Source organism: Listeria cornellensis FSL F6-0969, assembly GCF_000525855.1.
Lineage (GTDB): Bacteria > Bacillota > Bacilli > Lactobacillales > Listeriaceae > Listeria_A > Listeria_A cornellensis.
Genome location: NZ_AODE01000033.1, coordinates 74,920 through 97,560 on the forward strand (window position 1 = coordinate 74,920; position 22,641 = coordinate 97,560).

General features: G+C 41.5%; 18 protein-coding genes and 6 pseudogenes. 1 reads left to right on the plus strand and 23 read right to left on the minus strand.

What is annotated here, in order from left to right; genetic code table 11:
- Positions 1-27: 27 nt before the first annotated feature.
- From PCORN_RS13635 to lepA, 11 genes and pseudogenes are all read right to left on the minus strand, one after another.
- On the minus strand, positions 28-963 hold the full coding sequence (locus PCORN_RS13635; RefSeq protein WP_420912041.1) for a PhoH family protein: 936 nt from the start codon (positions 961-963) through the stop codon (positions 28-30).
- A gap of 208 nt (positions 964-1,171) precedes the next feature.
- Complete coding sequence (locus PCORN_RS13640; protein WP_036081677.1) at positions 1,172-1,618, minus strand: GatB/YqeY domain-containing protein; 447 nt, start codon at positions 1,616-1,618, stop codon at positions 1,172-1,174.
- A gap of 20 nt (positions 1,619-1,638) precedes the next feature.
- Complete coding sequence (gene rpsU / locus PCORN_RS13645; RefSeq protein ID WP_036061859.1) at positions 1,639-1,812, minus strand: 30S ribosomal protein S21; 174 nt, start codon at positions 1,810-1,812, stop codon at positions 1,639-1,641.
- A gap of 223 nt (positions 1,813-2,035) precedes the next feature.
- A complete protein-coding gene (locus PCORN_RS13650; protein ID WP_036081679.1) occupies positions 2,036-2,779 on the minus strand; it encodes a 16S rRNA (uracil(1498)-N(3))-methyltransferase in 744 nt (247 codons plus the stop codon).
- Between the two features lie 5 nt (positions 2,780-2,784).
- Entirely contained in the window at positions 2,785-3,726 is a 942-nt protein-coding gene (prmA, locus tag PCORN_RS13655; protein WP_036081681.1) for a 50S ribosomal protein L11 methyltransferase, read from the minus strand.
- Positions 3,727-3,797: 71 nt separating this feature from the next.
- Positions 3,798-4,940 (minus strand): annotated as a pseudogene (gene dnaJ, locus PCORN_RS13660) (molecular chaperone DnaJ).
- Positions 4,941-5,085: 145 nt separating this feature from the next.
- Positions 5,086-6,929 (minus strand): annotated as a pseudogene (gene dnaK, locus PCORN_RS13665) (molecular chaperone DnaK).
- A 54-nt stretch (positions 6,930-6,983) separates the two neighbouring features.
- The gene (gene grpE / locus PCORN_RS13670; protein ID WP_036081683.1) at positions 6,984-7,562 is read right to left on the minus strand and encodes a nucleotide exchange factor GrpE; all 579 of its coding nucleotides are present in this window, start codon (positions 7,560-7,562) and stop codon (positions 6,984-6,986) included.
- 31 nt (positions 7,563-7,593) lie between these two features.
- Positions 7,594-8,631, minus strand: a complete 1,038-nt coding sequence (gene hrcA, locus PCORN_RS13675) for a heat-inducible transcriptional repressor HrcA (RefSeq protein ID WP_036081685.1) — start codon at positions 8,629-8,631, stop codon at positions 7,594-7,596.
- Between the two features lie 135 nt (positions 8,632-8,766).
- Positions 8,767-9,893, minus strand: a pseudogene (gene hemW, locus PCORN_RS13680) (radical SAM family heme chaperone HemW).
- 86 nt (positions 9,894-9,979) lie between these two features.
- Positions 9,980-11,803: a translation elongation factor 4 gene (lepA, locus tag PCORN_RS13685; protein WP_036081687.1), complete on the minus strand. Its 1,824-nt coding sequence runs from the start codon at positions 11,801-11,803 to the stop codon at positions 9,980-9,982.
- A 244-nt stretch (positions 11,804-12,047) separates the two neighbouring features.
- Between lepA and rpsT the strand changes: the two are divergent.
- Positions 12,048-12,303 (plus strand): annotated as a pseudogene (gene rpsT / locus PCORN_RS18655) (30S ribosomal protein S20).
- A gap of 448 nt (positions 12,304-12,751) precedes the next feature.
- Here the strand turns inward: rpsT and holA are convergent.
- The 12 genes and pseudogenes from holA to PCORN_RS13745 all read right to left on the minus strand — a co-directional run bounded on the left by holA (position 12,752) and on the right by PCORN_RS13745 (position 22,539).
- Positions 12,752-13,791 (minus strand): annotated as a pseudogene (gene holA, locus PCORN_RS13690) (DNA polymerase III subunit delta).
- 72 nt (positions 13,792-13,863) lie between these two features.
- Entirely contained in the window at positions 13,864-15,969 is a 2,106-nt protein-coding gene (locus PCORN_RS13695) for a DNA internalization-related competence protein ComEC/Rec2 (RefSeq protein WP_338151784.1), read from the minus strand.
- Between the two features lie 289 nt (positions 15,970-16,258).
- Positions 16,259-16,697: pseudogene (locus tag PCORN_RS13700) on the minus strand (ComE operon protein 2); the annotation flags it as partial.
- Between the two features lie 70 nt (positions 16,698-16,767).
- Positions 16,768-17,382, minus strand: coding sequence for a ComEA family DNA-binding protein (locus PCORN_RS13705; protein WP_036081689.1), 615 nt, complete (start codon positions 17,380-17,382; stop codon positions 16,768-16,770).
- Positions 17,383-17,489: 107 nt separating this feature from the next.
- Positions 17,490-18,221 carry a class I SAM-dependent DNA methyltransferase gene (locus tag PCORN_RS13710; RefSeq protein ID WP_036081691.1) on the minus strand — a complete coding sequence of 244 codons (732 nt, stop codon included), beginning with the start codon at positions 18,219-18,221 and terminating at the stop codon, positions 17,490-17,492.
- A 55-nt stretch (positions 18,222-18,276) separates the two neighbouring features.
- A complete protein-coding gene (gene rsfS, locus PCORN_RS13715; protein ID WP_036081693.1) occupies positions 18,277-18,633 on the minus strand; it encodes a ribosome silencing factor in 357 nt (118 codons plus the stop codon).
- Between the two features lie 3 nt (positions 18,634-18,636).
- Complete coding sequence (gene yqeK, locus PCORN_RS13720; RefSeq protein ID WP_036081695.1) at positions 18,637-19,212, minus strand: bis(5'-nucleosyl)-tetraphosphatase (symmetrical) YqeK; 576 nt, start codon at positions 19,210-19,212, stop codon at positions 18,637-18,639.
- A complete protein-coding gene (locus PCORN_RS13725) occupies positions 19,166-19,774 on the minus strand; it encodes a nicotinate-nucleotide adenylyltransferase (RefSeq protein ID WP_051999489.1) in 609 nt (202 codons plus the stop codon). The genes yqeK and PCORN_RS13725 overlap by 47 nt, the downstream gene beginning before the upstream one ends.
- Before the next feature lie 15 nt (positions 19,775-19,789).
- Positions 19,790-20,080 (minus strand): ribosome assembly RNA-binding protein YhbY, encoded by a 291-nt coding sequence (gene yhbY / locus PCORN_RS13730; RefSeq protein WP_036081696.1) that lies wholly within the window; start codon positions 20,078-20,080, stop codon positions 19,790-19,792.
- Positions 20,080-20,901 (minus strand): shikimate dehydrogenase, encoded by an 822-nt coding sequence (gene aroE / locus PCORN_RS13735; protein ID WP_036081698.1) that lies wholly within the window; start codon positions 20,899-20,901, stop codon positions 20,080-20,082. Before aroE ends, yhbY begins: the two co-directional genes overlap by 1 nt.
- Positions 20,902-20,920: 19 nt before the next feature.
- Complete coding sequence (yqeH, locus tag PCORN_RS13740) at positions 20,921-22,021, minus strand: ribosome biogenesis GTPase YqeH (protein WP_036081700.1); 1,101 nt, start codon at positions 22,019-22,021, stop codon at positions 20,921-20,923.
- Positions 22,018-22,539: a YqeG family HAD IIIA-type phosphatase gene (locus tag PCORN_RS13745; RefSeq protein WP_036081702.1), complete on the minus strand. Its 522-nt coding sequence runs from the start codon at positions 22,537-22,539 to the stop codon at positions 22,018-22,020. Before PCORN_RS13745 ends, yqeH begins: the two co-directional genes overlap by 4 nt.
- Positions 22,540-22,641 lie beyond the last annotated feature (102 nt).

The window sequence follows — 22,641 nt, forward strand, 5'->3', positions numbered from 1 at the left end:
TGTACCCCCATTTCGTTTACATTCTTCTCACTTCAACTTACCTTCATAAGCTTTAATAATCTCAGCAACAAGCGGATGACGCACCACATCAAAATGCTCAAAATACACAAACCCGATATTTTTCACATCTCGCAAAACTGTCTCTGCATTCACAAGCCCACTCGTAGCCCCTTTAGGCAAGTCAATTTGCGTCGTATCCCCATTCACAATCATCTTGGATTCAAAGCCAAGACGCGTCAAAAACATCTTCATCTGTGCCACTGTTGTGTTCTGCGCCTCATCTAAAATAACAAACGCATTATCAAGCGTCCGTCCACGCATATAAGCAAGTGGTGCAATCTCAATCACACCACGGTCCATCAAACGCGTGGTATGCTCCACACCAAAAATATCATATAAAGCATCGTACACCGGTCGCAAATAAGGATCTACCTTTTCCTTCAAGTCACCCGGCAAGAAACCCAGGCTTTCCCCAGCCTCAACAGCTGGGCGCGTCAAAATAATTTTATTCACGGTTCCCTTTTTCCAAGCCGCAACTGCCTTCACCACAGCGAGATAGGTTTTCCCCGTTCCAGCAGGCCCGATTCCAAATACCACATCATATTTATCAATCGTACGCACATATTTGCGTTGTCCGAATGTTTTAGGGCGAATCATTTTACCCTTCGCATTCACCGTAATTTCTTCGTCATAGAGACTAGAAAAGTATTCCACAGTCCCGTTCTGTTCCATTTTTATCGCTTGGGTAACATCCCGTTCATCCACATGAATATCTTTTAAAATGACACTGATTAGCGCTTCCAAAACCGCCGCCCCATGTGCCTCGTTTATCTCTGCCCCTTGTAGCGTTATCGATTCCCCGCGAGTGATAATCTGCAATTCGAACGCGTCTTCAATTAAAGTAATATGTGCATCGTTATTCCCAAACAGTTCCCTAGCATCAAAACCTTCCGCTAAGCCCATTTTTATATTCTCATGATCTGTTGGCATTCAAATAACCCCTTCACTCTAAAATTAACTTCGTGTGTCTATATTATACACGAAAGCGCAGGATTTTGGTACTATTCGGCGTGCCTATGTATCAAGGCGATTTATTTTTGGATTTGGTAGCCATTTTGTCTAATCAATCCCATCAAAAAAAGAGCCAGCGAACTGACTCTTTTGATCTTGTTTATGAAAGATATTGTTTCACGAATTTGTTAACTACATTTCCGTCTGTTTTACCTTTTAACTTCGGCATGACAGCGGCCATCACCTTACCAAAATCGGCTTGGGATGTTGCACCAACTTCATCGATCGTAACTTTTACAATTTCAGCGACTTCTTCCTCGGAAAGTTGCTTCGGCAAATAACTTTGCACGATAACCATCTCATCTTCTAGCTTCTCAACAAGGTCAGCTCGATCTGCCTTCTTGAATTCAGCTAAAGAATCACGACGTTGCTTCATTTCACGGGAAAGAATGGTAATTTCGTCTTCGGGAGATATATCATCTGTACCTAGACGAATGGCTTCATTTTGCAAAGCCGCTTTCAACATGCGGATAACGGAAAGTTTTTCTTTCTCTTTCGCGCGCATCGCTTGTTTCATATCCTCATTCAGTTGGTCAAGGAGACTCATGCTTGATTTCGTCCCTTCGATTAGAATTTGCGTTTTCTTGCTGCTTCTGATTTCTTTTTACGTTTTACGCTTGGTTTTTCATAAAATTCGCGCTTTCTAACTTCTTGCATTGTACCTGTTTTGGAAACAGTACGTTTAAAGCGACGAAGAGCATCTTCAAGCGATTCGTTTTTACGAACTACTGTTTTTGACATCTCTCTTTCCCTCCCTCCGACACTTAAATGGACAAGGATGCCCTAAGCTATTTGGAAACCTCGCACAAGATTAGCTTGTGAATGATTCCAAAGTAATGCACATACTATTTGCATTCACTCACTAAAAATTATAAACTAATCCGCTGGGCGAGTCAACATGAAATCGCTAACTTTCACTAATTTATTTTCAGAACAGTCGGCGATTTATTCTCCTATACCCATTTCAGGAAAGTTCAAACGCATAGGAAGCTGCTGCTAAAAAATAAAATGGCGCCGTTTCAGTACGCAGAATTCGCGGACCTAGCCCCACTTTGAGCGCTTTGTTCGCTTCCAACTTATCGATCTCTTCCACCGAAAAACCACCCTCTGGCCCAAAAATGGCAAGCATGGATTCACCTGGTTTCATCTGGTTGAAAACTGTGGCTAACGCAGCGGTTTCACCCTCTTTGGCACTCTCTTCATAGGCAACCACGACATAATCATAATCAGCAAGCGACTGAATCAGGACTTGGAAAGATTCTACATGTTGGAATTTCGGTACAAAACTACGATGCGATTGTTCCGCAGCTTCCAAAGCAATCTTATCCAAACGCTCCACTTTTTTCTTCGCTTTTTTGCCATCCCATTTGGAAATCGAACGCTTTGCAGGAAATGACACGAAATGCTTCGCGCCAAGCTCCGTCCCTTTTTGGGTAATCAGTTCCAGTTTATCGCCTTTTGGCAAGCCACTAGCAATCGTGATGTCGATAGGAAGCTCTGTAGACTCGCTCTTCCACGATAAAACCGTTAAGCGTACAAAGTCTTCTCCTAGCTCACTAATCCCAGCAATCGCCGTACGCTCGTCTGGTGTGACTAGGTAAACTTGATCATCCAGCTTCATCCGCATCACACGAACAATATGATGAAAATTATCGCCCGTTATAATCGCCGTTTCATCTTTGACTTCCTCAATAAAATATCGTTGCATCCTTCTTATTCACCTCGCTTGGCGTAAATAGCTACCCAATCCGTTATTTGTTCCACATGATACACCGTCAAACCAGCTTCAATCAACGCCTCTTTCACGATTTCACGCTTCGGTTCAATAATTCCCGACGCGATAAAAACACCATTTGGCTTCAATGCTGCGTGAACATCTTTCGGAAACATCAGGATAACTTCCGCTAAAATATTCGCCACAATAACATCCGCTTTTTGGTCGATGCCTTTTAATAAATCATTTTGCTGAATCGTTACAATATCCTCACAATGATTTTGCGCAATATTTTCCCGAGCTGCACGTACGGCTACTTCATCCAAATCCGTCGCTAAGACACTTTTCGCACCTAGTTTTGCACTTGCAATACTCAGCACGCCTGAACCAGTCCCAACATCGATTACTTCGTCGCCAGGTTTCACGATTTTTTCAAGTGCCTGCACACATAATTGCGTCGTTGGGTGCGTCCCTGTTCCAAATGCCATGCCAGGATCCAACTCGATAATCATTTCATCCTCGTTTTCTGGTGTATAGTCCTCCCACGTTGGAACAACTGTGATCCGATTCGTGATTTTGACTGGGTGATAATATTTTTTCCAAGCCGTTGCCCACTCCTCGTCATTCACCTCATTGACCTGAAATGTTAAATCCCCAAGCGGAATTTCAAACTGCACCAAACCACGGATTCGCGCCTCAATCTCTGGCACCATTTTCAAAAAATCATCCGTCGTTAAAAAGTACGCCTTGATAATCACCCCTTCCGCTGGATAATCCTCCGCTTGCAGATCATAAATTTCGCCGAAACGATCCTCATGCTCGCGCGTCAAATCGGCCGAATCCTCAATCGAAACACCGCTTGCTCCCGAATCGTTGAGAGCATATGTAATCGGCTCTACCGCCTCATTTACAGAATGAATCTCAATCTCTGACCATTTCATTTTCTCCACCTCATTTCAGAAAATAAGGCTCAGTATGACTATAAAAGCAATACTTGAGCCTCTTTCGCTATTTATCCTTTGAAAGCTCGTTTCATTTTATCGAAAAAGCCTTCACTGTTTTCATCCACTTTATCGCCTGTTGCTGTCGCGAATTCACGCAAAATGTCTTTTTGTTTCTCGTCCAGTTTTTTCGGAACGATGATTTTGACGACAACGTGTTGATCTCCGGTTCCATTGCCACGAAGATGTGGCACACCTTTGTTGCGCAATCGGAAAGTCGTGCCCGTTTGTGTACCAGCAGGGATTTTCAAGCGAATTTTACCATGGACGGTCGGAACGTCGATTTCGTCACCAAGTGCTGCTTGAACGAATGTCAGCGGAACTTCGACGTAAATATCTGTGCCTTCGCGTTCAAAGAATTCATCGTGAGCGACAGAGAATACAACATATAAATCACCGTTTGGTCCGCCATTCACGCCGCCTTCACCTTCACCAGCAACGCGCATTTGTTGCCCATCATCCACGCCAGCAGGCACTTTTAACTTGATTTTTTTTCGTTTTCGTTATGCGACCTGAGCCATGACATGTGTCACATTTTTCCTTGATTTCTTTCCCAGTACCGTTACAATATTGGCACGTACGCTTGTTAACAATCCGACCAAATGGCGTATTTTGCTCAACATTAACCGAGCCTTTACCGCCACAATGCGAACATTTTTCAGGATGCGTTCCTGGTTTAGCGCCGCTTCCATCACACGTGTCACAGCTTTCTTCACGAGGAATCTCAATCTCAGCCTCTTTACCAAAAATCGCTTCTTTGAACTTCAAATGCATCCTATATTGTAAATCACTACCTTGACGCGGTGCATTCGGGTCTTGACGAGACGAACCGCCGCCGCCAAAGAAAGTGTCGAAAATATCTTCAAACCCACCGAAACCTTGGCCACCAAAACCGCCCGCCTCCGTATGAACCGCCACCGCCAAATCCTTGGTTTGGATCGACATGTCCATATTGGTCATATTGCACGCGTTTTGATTCATCACTTAGAATTTCATATGCTTCGGATATTTCTTTGAATTTCTCATCAGCGCCAGCTTCTTTATTAATATCCGGGTGAAATTGCTTGGATAATTTACGATAAGCTTTTTTTTATCTCATCTGCTGAGGCGCCTTTGGAAACGCCAAGCACTTCATAATAATCACGTTTTGCCATTTTTTGCGTCTCACTCCTTGTTCTCTCGTATTTCTCTTAACGTATTGTAACACATGTTTTAGCGAAGTAAAACCATGATTTCTTTCAAAAACCGAGAAAAAGCCAAAGCCAGTTAGACTTTGACTCTCTTCTACGCATCAGTTCTTTATTTTTTCTCTTGATCGTCGTCATTTACTTCTTCAAACTCAGCATCTACAACATCGTCGTTTGCAGTACCAGCTTCAGGGTTTTCACCTTGTGCTGCTTGTTGTTCTGCCGCTGCTTGCTCGTACAATTTAACGGAAAGAGCTTGCACAATTTCATTTAACGCCTCAGTTTTTTCTTTGATTGCGTCAAAGTCTTCCCCTTTAAGTGCTTCTGAGAGCTCATCACGAGCCGCTTCTGCTTTTTTTCACTTCTTCTTCATCTACTTTGCCTTCTAGCTCTTTCAGTGTTTTATCAACAGTGAACACTAATTGATCGGCATTGTTGCGAAGTTCTGCGTTTTCTTTGTTTTTCTTATCTTCTTCCGCATTTAATTCTGCATCTTTCACCATTTTTTCAATTTCTTCGTCTGTTAAACCTGAAGAAGATTTGATCACGATGTTTTGTTCTTTACCCGTTCCAAGGTCTTTCGCGCGAACCGTTACGATACCATTTTTATCGATATCAAAAGAAACTTCGATTTGCGGAATGCCACGTGGTGCTGGTGGTAAATCCGTTAATTGGAAACGACCAAGCGTTTTGTTATCTTTCGACATTGGGCGCTCACCTTGTAATACGTGGATATCCACTGCTGGTTGATTGTCAGCCGCTGTCGAGAATGTTTGTGATTTTGATGTTGGAATCGTTGTGTTACGTTCGATAAGCGGAGTCATTACCCCACCCATTGTTTCAATTCCTAGGGAAAGCGGTGTTACGTCTAAAAGTACTACGTCTTTCACGTCACCAGTAATGACGCCACCTTGAATCGCAGCACCCATCGCTACAACTTCATCTGGGTTTACCCCTTTATGCGGCTCTTTGCCTAATTCTTTTTTGATTGCTTCTTGTACAGCTGGGATACGAGTTGATCCACCAACTAAGATAACTTCATCGATATCTTTAGCAGAAAGTCCTGCATCTTTCAATGCTTGACGCGTTGGTGCAATTGTACGATCTACTAAATCATGCGTTAATTCATCAAATTTAGCACGAGTAAGCGTTACTTCTAAGTGAAGTGGGCCAGCTTCTCCAGCTGTGATAAATGGTAGAGAAATTTGCGTGCTTGTTACACCAGATAAATCTTTTTTTCGCTTTTTCAGCAGCGTCTTTTAAACGTTGTAACGCCATTTTATCTTGTGAAAGGTCAATACCGTTGTCGCGTTTAAATTCTGCAACTAGGAAGTCAATAATTTTTTGGTCAAAGTCATCCCCACCTAGCAAGTTATCGCCGGCTGTTGAGTGAACTTCGAATACACCATCGCCAAGTTCTAGAATAGATACGTCAAAAGTACCGCCACCTAAGTCAAAAACAAGGATCGTTTGGTCTTTGTCAATTTTGTCCATACCATAAGCAAGTGCTGCTGCAGTAGGTTCATTGATGATACGCTCCACTTCAAGGCCTGCAATTTTACCAGCGTCTTTTGTTGCTTGACGTTGCGCATCGTTGAAATAAGCTGGTACTGTAATAACCGCTTTATCTACTTTTTCACCAAGATAATCTTCTGCGTAACCTTTTAAGTATTGTAAAATAATCGCGCTGATTTCTTGTGGTGAATAATCTTTATCTTCTACCGTTTCTTTGTAATCCGTACCCATGTGGCGTTTGATTGAAGCTACCGTGTTTGGGTTTGTAATCGCTGCACGTTTCGCAACTTCCCCAACTTGACGTTCGCCGTTTTTGAAGCCGACAACAGATGGTGTTGTACGCGCGCCCTCTGGATTTGGAATAATTTTTGCTTCTCCGCCTTCTAATACTGCTACTGCAGAGTTTGTAGTTCCTAAGTCAATACCGATAATTTTACTCATAATTTCATTTCCTCCTATTGTTACCAGCCACAATTATGCGACTGGATTCTTGTTTTATTGGTTTACTTTTACCATCGATGGACGGATAACGCGGTCTTTCAACTTGTATCCTTTTTGCAGTTCCATCGTAATTTCATTGCTTTCTTTCGAGCCATCGCTGTCTTGCATCACTGCTTGATGGAAGTTCGGATCGAATTGTTCACCGAGTGCTGGAATTGCTTCTACGCCTTCCTTTTCTAGCGCAGTCATAATTTGACCATAGACCATTTTCATGCCCGTCAAAAGTGCTTCCATTTGCTCTGAGTCGCTCTGCGTATCAAGTGCCTTTTGGAAACCATCAAGCGCTGGCAAAAGTTCCTCCGCGATGATTTGCGAACGATACTTCTGATTCGCCGCGCGCTCTGCAACATTGCGCTTCTTCACATTCTCAAAATCAGCTTGCAGACGTAAATAACGATCCTCCGATGTCGCTAATTTCTCTTCTAATTCAAGCAAACGCTTCTCATCTTCTGTCAAAACAACTTCTTCTTTATTTTCTACTTGTTCATTGTGAACTTCCATATCTTCTTCTATAACATTCAATTCCTCGGCCGCTTCTTTTTCAATTTCTTGCTCTACTTTTTCTTTTTTTATTTTTTTTGTTCAGACATGTTTGTCACCTCTTCTATTTTTGATTATCATGATAAAGCCTTGTTAATACAGTTGTTAAATCCCGACTTACTAGATCAACCAAGCCCATCATGCGGTCATATTCCATCCGCGTAGGGCCGAGGAGGACGATGCCTCCCACATGCTCATTGGCAATGCTGTACGTCGCAGTAATAATACTACAATCGTCCATCAAATGGTTGTTAATCTCCGTACCAATTTTTACATGAAGGCCTTGAGGTATGTCAGAAAAAAGCTGGTACACATCCTTTTCCTGATCCATCAACCGTAGCAACTCGCGAACTTTGGCAAAATCGTGAAATTCCGGCTGATTCAAAATATTCGTTTTGCCACCAAAATACACTTTTTCCTTACTAACTTGTTGGAACGAATCCTTCAAAATCGAAAGCATTAACTCATGATTTACCACATTGCTTCGTAGTAAATCTGACACTTCTGCTGGAATCATCGAATTCATTTGATCAATCGGAAGACCCACCAAACGCTCATTTAAAATGTTGACAACCCGCTCCATATCACTCGGCGTCATCGTTTCCGGAATCGTCACCACATGATTATCAATGTGACCTTGATCCGTAATCAGAATCAGCATCGCCTGGTTCCTATTAATCGGTACAAAACGGAAACCACTCAATCGATTCTGATTAGAGGCCGGCCCGAGTAAAATTGATGTATAATTCGTCAAATCGGACAACATCAACGCGGATTTTTGAATAAGCTGCTCCATTTCAAAGTACGTCTCCGAAAAGAGCGATTGAATGGATATAATATCCTGCTTCTTCAATTTCTGCGGTTCGAGTAAATAATCCACGTAGAAACGATATCCTTTCTCAGAAGGAATTCGTCCTGATGAAGAATGCGTTTTTTCAATAAATCCGTACTCTTCCAGAACACTCATCTCATTGCGGATCGTCGCTGAGCTAAATGGCAAGTTGTTCTCCTTTAGCAAATTCTTAGATCCAACTGGTTGCACAGTCTCGATGAAATGGTCGATAATGGCACGAAAGATTAGCAATTGCCTCTCGGTTAACATATCTATCACCTCTTTTTAGCACTCGATAGGTTTAAGTGCTAAATACAATTATAAATTTACCACTATGACCGTCTACTGTCAACAAAAAACACTCGATTTCAGACTAAAGTAGTAATTAGCCGAAATCCAGTGCTCCTATAAAAATTCTTGGAAAACATTATTCCCCAGAAAGCGCCCACGCCTCGTAAGCCGAACACTTTCTGGCGTAGATTCTAACCAGCCTTTTTCAACCGTTTTATCAAGCGCACGCGCAAAAGTCGTATCTAGTGGTTGCCCAAATTTAGCTTGAAAATGCGCTTTATCGACACCCGCTACTTTTCGCAAGCCAAGAAACATTTCTTCTTCCATCTTTTCTTTCAATGTCAGTTCTTTTTGTTGGAAAGTCGGCAATTCGTTCTTTTCGAGCGGTTGCATGTATTTTTTCAGCGGACCGTAGTTAGCATAACGCATTTCACCAACATAACCATGAGCCCCGCGCCAAACCCAAAATAATGCTCATTACTCCAATAAACAATATTATGCCTGCTTTCAAAACCAGGCTTAGCAAAATTACTAATTTCATACTGCTTACGCCCGTGTTGCTCCATCGTGGTCATCAGTTTCTCGTACATATTAGCCTCAGCATCTTCACCAGGAAGCAGCAACTTCCCTTTTTGCATTAAATTATAGAAAATCGTCTTTGGCTCAATGATAAGCGAATACGCAGAGTAATGCGGTAAATCCAAATCCAAAGCTTTTGTCAACGTATCCTCAAAATCCGCTTCCGTCTGACCCGGCAAACTGAAAATAAGGTCAATACTCACGTTCTCAAAACCCACCTGTTTCGCGTTATTCACCGATTGATACACATCATCCACCGTATGAATCCGACCGATTTTCTTCAACAAGTCGTTGTTAAAGCTCTGAACTCCCATACTCAAACGATTCACACCATAGTCTTTCATCACCTGTAACTTACTCAACGACAGGTCTCCAGGATTCGCCTCGAAACTAAATTCTGCGTTCTCCGCAATCGGGAAAAGACGCTGAATGGCCGAACAAAGTTTTGACAGCTGAGCTTCCGTCAAAGTCGTCGGTGTCCCCCCACCAACAAAAACAGTCTCCACCGGATCCATTGCATGCTTCGCGGTTACCATTTCCATTTCTTTAATGAGCAAATCTACATACTCATCAACTGGCTGCCCTTCCAGAAAAACCTTATTAAAATCACAGTAGTAGCAAATATGTTCGCAAAATGGGATGTGAATATATATCGCAGTCATTCTTATACACTCATTTCCTTAAGGAGAAAAAGCGAGCTTCTCACGTTCACAATGAACAAGACAAAGTCGCTTTTCCCACCAATTCTTTATTTATCATCCATTTTCAAGATCGCCATGAAAGCCTCTTGCGGCACATCTACCGAACCGATGGACTTCATACGTTTCTTACCTTCTTTTTGCTTCTCTAAAAGTTTCCGTTTCCGCGACACGTCCCCACCGTAACACTTAGCAAGTACGTTTTTTCGTAGCGCCTTAATCGTTGAACGCGCAACAATCTTCGTACTAATCGCAGCTTGAATTGGCACTTCAAATTGTTGTCTTGGAATCAATTCTTTCAGTTTCTCCACGATGATTTTTCCACGTTCATAGGAGAAGTCACGATGGACAATAAAGCTAAGCGCATCGACTTTCTCATTATTTAACACAATATCCATCTTCACAAGTTTCGACTCACGATATCCAATTAACTCGTAGTCAAACGAAGCATAGCCCTTCGTACCCGATTTCAATTGATCAAAAAAGTCATAGACAATCTCTGAAAGTGGCATTTCATAAATAACACTCACACGAATATCATCTAAATACTCCATCGTCATGAAATTTCCTCGTTTGTTTTGCGCAAGCTCCATTACAGCACCTACATAATCATTTGGCACCATAATCGTTGCTTTCACATAAGGCTCCTCAACGGAATCAATCACCCCTTGCTCTGGCATTTCAGCAGGATTATCAACAACGACTTTAGAACCGTCCGTCAAGTTTACATGATAAATTACACTTGGAGCCGTCGTAATCAAATCAATATTAAATTCACGTTCGATACGCTCCTGAATGATTTCCATATGAAGCAGACCTAAGAATCCACAACGGAAACCAAAACCAAGAGCCTGTGAAGTTTCTGCCTCATATTGAAGTGCAGAATCATTTAATTCCAGTTTTTCAAGCGCATCACGTAAATCATTATATTTTGCTGAATCAATCGGATATAAGCCACAATAAACCATTGGATTCAACTTACGATATCCTGGTAAAGCTTCCGCTGCAGGGTTATTCGCAAGGGTAATCGTATCCCCCACACTCGTATCGCTCACATTTTTAATCGCGGCAGTTAAATAGCCAACATCCCCAACCATCAGCTGGTCTCTAGGCGTTGATTTCGGTGTAAATACGCCCACTTCCGTCACTTCAAATTCACGACCATTAGCCATCATTCGAATCTTGTCCCCGGCCTTCACCACTCCTTGCATAATCCGAATATTCGCAATAACCCCGCGATACGCATCAAAAACAGAATCGAAAATCAATGCTTTTAGCGGACCATCAATGTCTCCAGTCGGCGCAGGAATCTTCGCAACCACCTGTTCCAAAATATCTTCAATACCGATCCCAGATTTGGCAGAAGCAAGAACTGCATCCGATGCATCGAGTCCGATAACATCCTCAATTTCAGCACGAACACGCTCTGGTTCCGCCGCCGGGAGATCAATTTTATTAATAACAGGCATAATTTCTAAATCATTATCTAGCGCCAAATAAACATTGGCTAGCGTTTGCGCCTCAATACCTTGTGCTGCATCCACAACTAGAATAGCACCTTCACATGCTGCCAAGCTACGCGAAACTTCATACGTGAAATCGACATGTCCTGGCGTATCAATCAAGTGAAAAATATATGTTTCGCCATCTTTGGCATTATACGACAATTCCACAGCGTTCAACTTGATAGTAATACCACGCTCACGCTCCAAATCCATCGAATCCAATAATTGCGCCTTCATTTCACGATGTGTCAATGCGTTGGTCATTTCAAGAATACGATCGGCAAGCGTTGATTTACCATGGTCAATATGCGCTATTATCGAAAAATTTCTTATTTTCTTTTGTCTTTCTAGCATTTCTTCTTTCTTCATTTCTCCAGCTCCCGAATTCGAACTCATCTTATTAAAACGATGGCAAGCTAAGATAGATTATATCAGTAGAGCTCGCTATTTTCAATCACTTCCGACTTTTTTCGTGAAAAAATAAATAAATTAGTAAAGTAATATTGCAATATCCGCTGTGTTTAGGTATAATAACATTTGTTCTAGTGTAATTTTGAAGGGTATGGTATATATAAAAGATACTACCTCATAATTTTGGGCGGAGGTGAATGAAATGCCAAATATTAAATCAGCAATCAAACGTGTAAAAACAACTGAAACTCGCAATAGCCGTAACACATCTCAACGTACTGCAATGCGTACAGCTGTTAAAAAAATTCGAACAAGCTGCAGAAAACAATGCAGACAACGCGAAAGATCTATATGTTGAAGCTAGTAAAAAATTAGACAGCGCGGTAAGCAAAGGTCTACTTCACAAAAACAACGCAGCACGCAATAAATCTCGCTTAGCTAAAAAATTAGCTAAATAATACGATTCTTAATCGCAGAAACATCGCACACCCGTGTGATGTTTTTTTGCATCCTTTGAAATAGATCTTACGCGCTGTAAATTGGCGGCAAGCGTTCGCATTGTTGGGACTGTTCGAAATAAAATGAGTTACAGTCCCAATATAAGCGCGAACGCAGTGAGCGGTTAATCCCTCATCCAGTTCTACTTCGCAAAACAGCTACGCTTAACTTCTTACATGGTCAGGGAAACTACTCCCTCCCTGTTTTCAGTCATCACATACGCAAGCATGCTCCGCTTCCGGCTTCCACCGTAAAAGATGAATACAAACGCTTTCGCTCAATTTGTATTGTGCCATGTTCTACGTCCTACACAAAAGACAAAACATTCAAAGTGAATAAAGAACAACATAAAATTGTCTTAAATATTTTCAGAAGTTATCCTCGAACCCGCTAACAAATTATAGACACCTAATTCATTCGCTGGATTTTTCTTTGGTCTTGTAGGGAGAAGAGGAACCATTCTAGTTTTTGGGCTTTGTCGCCGTAGCCAGTTTTCATTTCGAAATCCATTTGGGCTAGTTTTTCTAAGGTCATTGTTAATTCTTGATAAGAAAAGCTTTTGGCTTGTCTTGCGCCTATTTTAACACGGAATGGATGGACTTTTAATTTTTGAGCTACTTGTTGCTGGCTGAATCCTTGTTTTTCTAGTAATTTAATTTGAGTCAGTAGACGGAACTGACTTGCGATGAGGGCCAATATTTTGATTGGTTCTTCTTTTTGTTTAAGTAAATCGTAATAGATACTTAGCGCTCCGCTGATATCTAAGGCTATCATTTTGTCTAGTAGCAAGAATATATTCTGTTCTAATGAGCGCACTACAAGGCTCTCCACGTCCGGTGTATAGATTGCTCGCTCTTCTAGCTTATAGAGCATCAGCTTGTCTAATTCATTCATGGCTGTTGTGAGTTGCCCACCTGTTAATTCTATTAGTCGATCTGTTGTCGTATTGTCCATTTGAAACTCATTGGCATCACTCACGCCCTGTAGCCATTTACGCAACTCTGCTTCATTTGGACGTTTCGCATCGATTATTGTCGCTTGTTTTTTTTATGAGCTTTGTCAGTTTTTTTTCGTTCATCTAGTTTTTCTACTCTCGCTATGAAAACCAAAATAGAGTAGTCCACAGGCACGTTTAAATAGTCTTCTAAGCGTGCCGTTCGATGTTCGATTTTACTTTTTGTTTTCTCTGTTGTTAAAAAAGTTGGATTGGAGGCGATGATCAATCGACGGTCGCCGAAGAACGGAATCGTTTCTGCTTCTTCTACAACTTGCTCAATCGCCGTTTCATCCAAATCAAAATTAGCATAATTAAAATCGGTGTCTTCTCTGTCTAAAATCCCTGCAACAAGCCTTTTCTTCGTTTCATTGATAATATAATCCTCTGTCCCGATAATAAGGTAAATCGGTGCAAATCGCTTCTTCTCTATTTTTTCCCATTCTGAAATCATGAATCGCCCTCACCTTCCGACATATCTCTATCCTATCGTAAATCAAGAACGAGCTTTGTGCAAGTGGAAATATCATTCTAGCTCAAAGGTAAATCCTTCTGAAAAGGTATAGGTTATTTCTCCTTTCTTATCTGTGCGGTAAATCGTGCTATCTGCAGCTTCTAATGTATCTAGCGTCTCTTTTCGAGGATGCCCAAAACGATTATCAACCCCGCAAGAAATAAGCGATATGGTGGGCTGTACCTTGTCTATAAATGCAGGTGTCGTAGATGTTTTACTGCCGTGATGCCCCACTTTTAGAATATCTGTTTTTATCAGGGGGTTTTCAAGTAGAGCTTGTTCTGTTTCTTTTTCGATATCTCCTGTAAATAACCACCTTTTCTTATCCAGTACCGCGGAAATAACGATGGAGTCATTGTTGCCACCTTCTCCTCTTTCAGTTGGACTAAGGACTTGGAAAGTGGCATCGCCTTTTGCCCAACTGTAGCCAGCAAGTATCGTTTTTGTGGGCACATCAGGAAGGGCTTGCAATGCTTTTTTCATGATGCTTTTTGTTTCGCCACCCTCTGCATAAATTAGTTCTTTGATTTGAATCGATTTGCCAACATCGATAAGACCTTCCATATGATCTGCATCACTATGTGTCACAATTAATTTGTCTACTTTTGAAATACCCTTGGCTTTTAAAACAGGCGTCACGATATTCTTACCCACAGAAAATGGTGCTTTTCGTTCTGCCCATTTCTCTTTGTCAAAAGCCATTTGTCCACCGACATCTATTACATAGGTTCCTTTATTCCAAGGTAGTTGAATGAGGATGCTATCTCCTTGCCCAACATCAATAATAGATACTTTTCCTGTGAAATTTATTGTCCCTATAACCAGACATAAGCAGATTGGGATTAAGTAACGATAAATTTTTCCCGTTTTCTCCCAACAATAGAAAAAATAAAGAGTAAATAAGAGAATTATCACCAATAAAATGGGTGTTGGTCTCCCTGTTACCCAAGTCGTAAACGGTATTTCTTGCAATAAGGTCGCAAGTGCTTCTGAAATATTTACAGCTATTTTCATAATCGTTGACGGGATGGCTAGAAGGATAGGCGCTAGATTTAGGAAAAAGATAGATAAAAAACTTAATGGCAATAGTATAAACGTGAATAGCGGTACATAAAGAACGTTTAGAAACACGCCGACGATGGAAAATTCATAGAAGTGATAACTCATAACTGCGATTCCTGAGATGGTGGATATGAGTGAAATATAAAGAGAGCTTAATAAATTAGAAGATACTTTTCGCATGATTTTCCGTCCCGATAGGATGATAGCGAACGAGACCGCATAAGAGAGTTGAAAACCAATTTCGAAGACACAGTAGGGATTAAAAAGGAATACAAAAAGGAAGCTAAAACAGAGGGCTTGGAGAGATGTCACACGAACTGGCGATAGTCTACCTATCATTAAACAGATTGTCATGATGGCGGCTCGAACGACGGGTGCGTTTGCCCCGGTCATCACACAGTAAAGTGGCAATAAACAAATCATGACTATTGCGGTTTTCTCGATTTGAAATCCCATACGCCTAAATAACAACAAAAAGCCAGAAATAATTAAATTAACATGTAGACCTGATATGGCTAATAAATGAACGACACCAAGGCGTTGATAGCTTTCGTAAACCGAAGTCTCCACGGTAGTGCGATCTCCATAAATTAGCGAGGCCACATATGGCGCGATTTGTGAATCTAGTGTTTCGTCAATTTTTTTAAGTTGGGATTTCCGGAAATTCTTTAAACTGTGCAACCACGAAGCACTATTTTCCGATAATAATTGCACAGAACTTGCCTTTAACAGCCAATGCACTTGCTTTCGATACAAAAAATCTTGATAGTTAAATTGGTCTTTATTGCGGTTCTTTTCTGGTGCTTCTAACTCACCACTTACGTTTAGTTGATCTCCATAATTTAAGCTCATAAATTGTTTTTGTTCTTGTTCACTCGCAAGCTTATAGCTCAACTGAAAGCGCTCTCCTTGGTACAAAACTTGCGCTCGAAAGGCATCTCCATCGATGACAATACCATCATTTATGGTAACGGTTCCTTCTAATTCACCCGCTTGGAACACGGAGTGATTTTGATTATCAAAAAACCAGAAAAATCCTCCTGCTACAATGGTCAGGCTGAAAAAAAACGACGAATCGAGTCCTTTTGAATACGAACGCTACAATAAGTAAAATACCAAGTAACAGAAAGATTTTCATTGAAATAAAGACACATATTACAGCGAGAATAATGGCTACAGTGATCGTCAAAAAAAAGACGCTCTATAGTCCTCACCTCACTTTATTTTAAAAACTGTTGTCGTAATTTATCTTCTAGGTGGGCAATCGTTTCTTCTGGTACCGCTTCTTTTTGCAGCACTTCTTGTACCGTTTGAATCACTGTCTGTTCGATTTGAGCTGTATTGTTTAGCACGTGTTCGTCAAAAGGAACTTTCTTGATAATCACGTCTGCACGTTCAAAAAGCTCCATCGCATAGGAGTGATTTTTATAATCCTTTGCGTAATAAACCGTTTTAATTCCCGCCTGAATAATCGATTTACAGCATGCAATACATGGAAAATGCGTCACATACATTTCGGCATTATCTGTGGAGGCTCCGAATTTGGCACATTGTAAAATAGCATTCATTTCAGCATGAATCGTGCGTATGCAATGCCCTTCTACAACATAACATCCTTCTTCATCACAGTGGTCACCACCAGCAATCGAACCGTTATAACCACCTGCAATAATACGTTTATCTCGAACAATCGTTGCTCCAACCATAAGACGTGTACACGTGCTCCTAGAAGATATTAAATGGCTTTGCGCCAAAAAGAATTGATCCCAAGCTATTCTTTGCATATTTGTCGCTCCTTTTAAGAAGTTGATGCTTTTAGTATATGCTTTTCGAATTCGCTTCGTCAATAGCTTATTACTCCACTGTAATATGTTCCGTTAATCGTTCCACTGTTTTAGCGCCAATTCCTGATACTTTTGAAAGGTCAGCAATCGTTGTAAATAGCCCTTCTTTTTCGCGATAATCCACGATGGCTTGGGCTTTCACGGCTCCGATTCCAGGGATAGTTTGCAAAGTCGTGACATCTGCTGTATTGATGTTAACCTTCGAGCTGTCAGTACTTCCCGCCTCCGCACCTGCTGTCGCAACTGGCGCTAAACCTTCCTCACCTACTTTTCCAGCATAAATAACCATCTCATCCGTCACTTTTTGTGCCATGTTCAGCAACTTTACATCTGCTTCTGATGAGAGTCCTCCTGCCTTTAAAATAGCATCCTTCACACGGCTGTCAGGCGCGAGTTCATAGACACCGGGCTTGTTCACTGCGCCTTTCACATCCACAATGAGGGACTTAGTCGAGACTACTTCTTGCTCTTTTGTCGTGCTCTTTACTGGCTCTTCTTTCGCGATTGCAGTTGTTGGAACCACTGATTCTTCTTGTTTTTGCGTAAAAAAGAAGAAACCTATGGCTGCAAGTAAAATCGCCGCACCAATAATGTATTTCTTATATGCTTGCCATTTCTCTAACATGCTTTATCACCTGCCTTTAGTATTAGTATTCGCCCTCTTTGTGCTTTCTCCTTTATCTCTTCTGATACTGTGAAAACATAAAAAAAAAGAGAAATGACGGTAAAAAGTCATTTCTCGCATATGAAAAAGATTCTTTCGCTCGTTTCAGTAGGCTCAAAATCCGTAAAATCAGCGCAAATTTTTATTTTACGAAATCCTGCTGCTTGTATTGCTTTTTTGTACCATTCGATTGGGTATGTCCGTTCTTTATGTAGCTCGTCATAGCGATCGTAACTACCGTCTGGGCCTTGTTTGAAGAAGGTTAATTCATGTTCTACAGAATGCGGGAATTCGCCCTCAAATGAGTTCCAAATGCACGAAATTTCTTCATCACTATCGCCGTAGCTATAATCTTTGAAAAGCTCGTCCATTTTGTAAATAGAATGAACATCGAATAGGAATATGCCATCTGTTTTCAGATTTTCATAGACACTGCGTAATGTACCGTGTACGGCTTCTTCCGTCTCTAAATAATTAAGCGAATCGCAAAAACAGGTGACCAAATCAAATGTGTCTAGTTTCTCCATCTCTGACATATCTTGTTGTAGCAATAATAGCGAGACTTCTTCATGGAACGCTTTTTCGCTGGCGACACTCAACATTTCCTCCGATAAATCGACACCTGTAACTTCAAAGCCACGTTTGGCCAAGCGTACGGCAAGCTCAGCGGTCCCACAAGCTACGTCAAGCACTTTTCCGTGCTTTCCTGGTAAATAGGGCGTTGCAAAAGAAAACCAGTTGTCGTATAGCTCCTCGTCCATGAGCGCATCATAGAAATTCGGAAAATATTCATAACTCATAATCGTTGTCCCTCTTCCACGAAAAAAGGAGCCTGTGAAAGCCCCTCTTTTATTTTTATACAGTGAATGCTGCGCGCACGTCTTCTAGTGGCGCATCTCCCCATAGTTTTTCAAGATTATAGTAGCTACGTTCATCTTTGTGGAAAACGTGAACGATGACGTCGCCTAAATCTAGTAATACCCATTTGGCAGCATCGAAGCCTTCTAAGCGTTTCACTTCTACTTCGTTTTTGTGGGCTTGTTCTTTGATTTCTTGCGCAATAGCTTGTACTTGTTTGTCGGAATTACCATGGCAAATGACGAAATAATCGGCAAATGCGGATAGTCCTTGCATATTCAGCGCTAGAATGTCCTCTGCGCGTTTATCGTCCGCTGCTTTTGCGGTTAACATTAATAAATCATGACTTTTCAATAGTTATACCTCACCTTCAATTTGTAAACGTGCAAAATAGTTGTAAGCATCGAATGTATCTGGAAAAATAGGTTGTCTTTTCGTAATTAAAAATGTAATGGTGTTTGACAGGGCAAATAACATGGCCTTATCTAAAGAGTCAAAAGACAAGCGGCGAGCCTTATAAACACCTGGAAAGGAACGATTTGGCTCTGTGTAGTCGGCCAGATAGATGATTTTATCCATCGTGCTCATCGCGGCATTTCCTGTTGTATGGCAAGCAATAGCTTTCAAAACGGCTTCATCTTTCACGCCAAACTTGGTTTCTGCAAAATAGGCACCTACTGGAGCGTGCCACAGTTCTTGATTGTAGGTGAATAGTTTCGGGTCCATTTTCTGTTCAACCATGACGGCCATCATTTCTTCTTTATCCGCATATTTCGCGTAGTCATGTAACAGCGCTGCAAGACTTACTTGGTTCCGGTCCACTTTGTAATGATCGGCAAGCTCAAGTGCTGTTTTTTCAACGCCAAGTGTGTGGATAAAGCGTTTTTCAGGCATCGCTTCCTTGACTGCTTCCAAGATTTCTTCTCTTTTCATATAAATGATGCTCCTTTATATACTCGCTTACCTCATTCGGAACGTAATAATCGATTGGTAATCCTGCTGCCAAACGTTCTCGCAACATGGAAGATGAGATATCCAATGCTGGAACCTCTATTTCTTCTATGTCATAAGGCGCATCCCCGTCGTAACGTGGTCGATTGACGCCAACAAAGTTCACAAGTTTTATCAGTTCATTAATATGATACCACTTCGGCAAATATTCAACCATGTCTCCGCCAATTATAAAGGAAAAAGCGGCATTTGGAAACTCCTTTGTCATTTCAATCATCGTATCATACGTGTAAGACTTGCCAGAGCGGTGCATTTCACGATCATCCACTTCAAAAAAAGGATTGTCAGCGATGGCGAGTTCGATCATTTTTAGACGATCTGCGTTGCTCGCCAGACCACTTTCTTTTTTATGAGGCGGAACAGCATTGGGCAAGAAAATAATTTTTTCAAGACCAAGCTTAATGCGCGATTCGTTGGCAATAATTAAATGGGCATGATGTGGCGGATCAAATGTGCCACCTAAAATACCGATTTTTACTTTCAAATCAGATACACCTTCTTATGGCAATTGGATTTGTTTCTTATTTTGTGACTCTTTGTAGAGAATGATGGTGCGACCAATAACTTGCACAAGCTCTGAGCCAGAACGGGAACTAATCATTTCTGCTACTTCTTCTTTCGGTCGGTCGCAGTTTTGTAGAATCGAAATCTTGATTAGTTCGCGAACTTCGATAGCTTCTGCAACATGTTTAATTAAATTCGGTGATACGCCGCCTTTTCCAACTTGAAAAATAGCATCGATATCGTGAGCTTCCTTGCGTAAAAAACGCTTTTGTACATTTGTTAGCATTATTTTCCTCCTAATTGTTTCAATACAATGTTTCGCATGAGATCACGGTCTGCTTCGATTCCTGTCCATAATTCGAACGCAATCGCAGCTTGGTTAACAAACATTGGTAAGCCATTCTGCGTGACGGCTCCATATGCTTTTGCCTCTTTTAAAAATGGCGTTTCAGCAGGATTGTAGATGATGTCAGACACGATTGTACCCGCGGTTACATCATGTAATCTGATTGGTAAAGCTTCATTTTCTTTTGTAAGTCCGGATGATGTTGTTTGGATAACAATAGTGAAATCGGTAATTTGCGACTCGGCTTCTGCTAAACTAATAGCTCTATGCGCCGTTCCTGCAACCATTTTGACAGCTTTTTCAAACGTTCGATTGGCAACGGTCACCTTCGCATTGGTATGGTGCATGAGGGCGTGAAAAATCGCTTTACTAGCACCGCCTGCTCCCAGAATCAAAATCTGATCGGTTTCGGTAATCTTTCGAATGCTTTCTAAGCCTTGCAAAAAACCCACGCCATCTGTGTTATAGCCAATCCAGCGCCCATTTCTTGCAACAACCGTATTCACAGCACCGCAAGCTTTAGCCTCAGAATCAAGCGCATCTAGAAACGGCAAGACAACCTCTTTAAACGGACTTGTAACATTGAATCCGCTAACTCCTAACGCTTTCATGCCTTCTATCGCAGGTTTAAAATTCTGCTTTTCTATTAAAAACGGAACATAACTCGCATTTAGATGATTCTGCTCCAGTAAAGCCGTGTGCATCACAGGAGACAGCGAGTGTGCGATTGGATTGCCGATAACGCAATATAATTCTTTCATTCGTAAGTTCGCCTCCTAACTACACAATTGAGCGGCGAATGGTTACGCTCACGCCTTCCGGAACCCAAGCAGTCACTTTCGCGCCACCTTCTAAAACAGTGATCCAACCAAGTCCCGAGAACACAATATCCGCCTTTTCCTTGACTGAAAACTGATATGGCACTAATTTCGGTAATGTCTCGATATCCGCTTCGCCTGGCGGTTGTAATAGTTTTCCAGCTTGTGTTTCGTATAGATTGTCGGCTTTTTCAAGCTTCGTGCGGTGGATCATCAAATTGTTCGATGTATAAACGACGAATGAGCGTCTGCCACCACTTGTGTAATCAAAGCGCGCCAATGCGCCGAAGAATAACGTTTGTTCTTCGTTTAATTGGTAAGTCACAGGTTTGATTTCTTTCTTCGGTGAGACAAGTTTCAGCGTTTTAGCATCGATAACATGCGCGATTTGGTGATGATTGATAATTCCTGGTGTATCGACAAGAACGCTGCCATCTGAAAGCGGAATTTCAATCTTATCAAGTGTTGTACCAGGGAATTGTGATGTCGTAATCACATCATTTTCACCGGTCGCGACTTTAATAATTCGGTTGATAAGCGTTGATTTCCCAACGTTTGTACAGCCAACAACAAAGACGTCGCGTCCTGCGCGTTCTTCTTCTATTTTTTCAAGTAGAACGTCGAAGGATTGTCCTTTTTCAGCGCTTACTAACACGCAATCGGTTGGTGCTAATCCGAGCTCACGGGCACGACCGCGCATCCACTGCGTCAAGCGTTCGCGTTTCAATGATTTTGGTAGCAAATCGGCTTTATTTCCGACAAGTAGCACCGGGTTATTGCCGACAAAGCGATGCAAACCTGGCAACCAACTGCCATCAAAGTCGAAAATATCGACAACATAGACAATCAAGGCTTGCTTCGTGCCTAATTGATTCAAGATTTTCAAAAAGTCATCATCCGTCAGCGGAACATCTTGAATTTCATTATAATGTTTTAATCGGAAACAACGCTGGCAAATAATATCTTCTTTTTCCAAGCTAGACTCTGGCGCATAGCCAGGTTGGGTTTTGTCAGTTGTTTGAATAACGGCTCCACAGCCAATACATCTTAGTTCTTCGGTCACAGAGAGTCCTCCCATTTTAATTCTGATTTTTTAGCTAGTCTTTTTAAAATAATGCGTTCCATAAAACGGTTAAACTTCGTGGCAAAGCCGTCCGTATCTTTTACTGGGCGCACAAAAACAGTCGTTAATTTTTGGCGGTTGCCCCCGAAGATGTCCGTCATGATTTGATCGCCAATCATCACCGTTTCTTCTGGTGTTGAGCCAAGATCAGCCAACGCTTTTTGAAACGAAGCGGCTAGCGGTTTTTTCGCTTTTGCCAAGTATGGAATTTTTGTCGCAACAGCCACACGCTTCACGCGCTCTTCATTATTATTTGATACGATCATCACCTTGATGCCCTCTTCCTCTAGTATGCGGAACCAGTTGTAAATTTCATCGGTCGCATCCAATTGATCCCAAGCGAGTAACGTATTGTCTAAATCTGTTAATACCGTTGTTTTCCCCATTTTCCGCAATTGGTCCGCGGTGATACCAAATGGCGATGTTAACATTTTATCCGGTGAGAAATTTTTTAGCAAAATAGGCACCTCTTTTTATTTAATTAGTTTCAATGTGGCATGACATCGTCTTTTAGATTGCCAGACAATCACGCTTTTCATGTAATCCTTATAAATTTTAAC

What these genes read in the sequence shown, in the direction of transcription:
- PCORN_RS13650 (WP_036081679.1), bottom strand. Translation starts at nt 2,779, where the DNA reads ATGCAACGATATTTTATTGAGGAAGTCAAAGATGAAACGGCGATTATA.
- yqeK (WP_036081695.1), bottom strand. Translation starts at nt 19,212, where the DNA reads ATGAAAAGAGAAGAAATCTTGGAAGCAGTCAAGGAAGCGATGCCTGAA.
- rpsU (WP_036061859.1), bottom strand. Translation starts at nt 1,812, where the DNA reads ATGTCAAAAACAGTAGTTCGTAAAAACGAATCGCTTGAAGATGCTCTT.
- PCORN_RS13635 (WP_420912041.1), bottom strand. Translation starts at nt 963, where the DNA reads ATGGGCTTAGCGGAAGGTTTTGATGCTAGGGAACTGTTTGGGAATAAC.
- PCORN_RS13710 (WP_036081691.1), bottom strand. Translation starts at nt 18,221, where the DNA reads ATGAGTTATGAATATTTTCCGAATTTCTATGATGCGCTCATGGACGAG.
- yhbY (WP_036081696.1), bottom strand. Translation starts at nt 20,080, where the DNA reads ATGCTAACAAATGTACAAAAGCGTTTTTTACGCAAGGAAGCTCACGAT.
- prmA (WP_036081681.1), bottom strand. Translation starts at nt 3,726, where the DNA reads ATGAAATGGTCAGAGATTGAGATTCATTCTGTAAATGAGGCGGTAGAG.
- aroE (WP_036081698.1), bottom strand. Translation starts at nt 20,901, where the DNA reads ATGAAAGAATTATATTGCGTTATCGGCAATCCAATCGCACACTCGCTG.
- PCORN_RS13640 (WP_036081677.1), bottom strand. Translation starts at nt 1,618, where the DNA reads ATGAGTCTCCTTGACCAACTGAATGAGGATATGAAACAAGCGATGCGC.
- hrcA (WP_036081685.1), bottom strand. Translation starts at nt 8,631, where the DNA reads ATGTTAACCGAGAGGCAATTGCTAATCTTTCGTGCCATTATCGACCAT.
- lepA (WP_036081687.1), bottom strand. Translation starts at nt 11,803, where the DNA reads ATGAAGAAAGAAGAAATGCTAGAAAGACAAAAGAAAATAAGAAATTTT.
- PCORN_RS13705 (WP_036081689.1), bottom strand. Translation starts at nt 17,382, where the DNA reads ATGTTAGAGAAATGGCAAGCATATAAGAAATACATTATTGGTGCGGCG.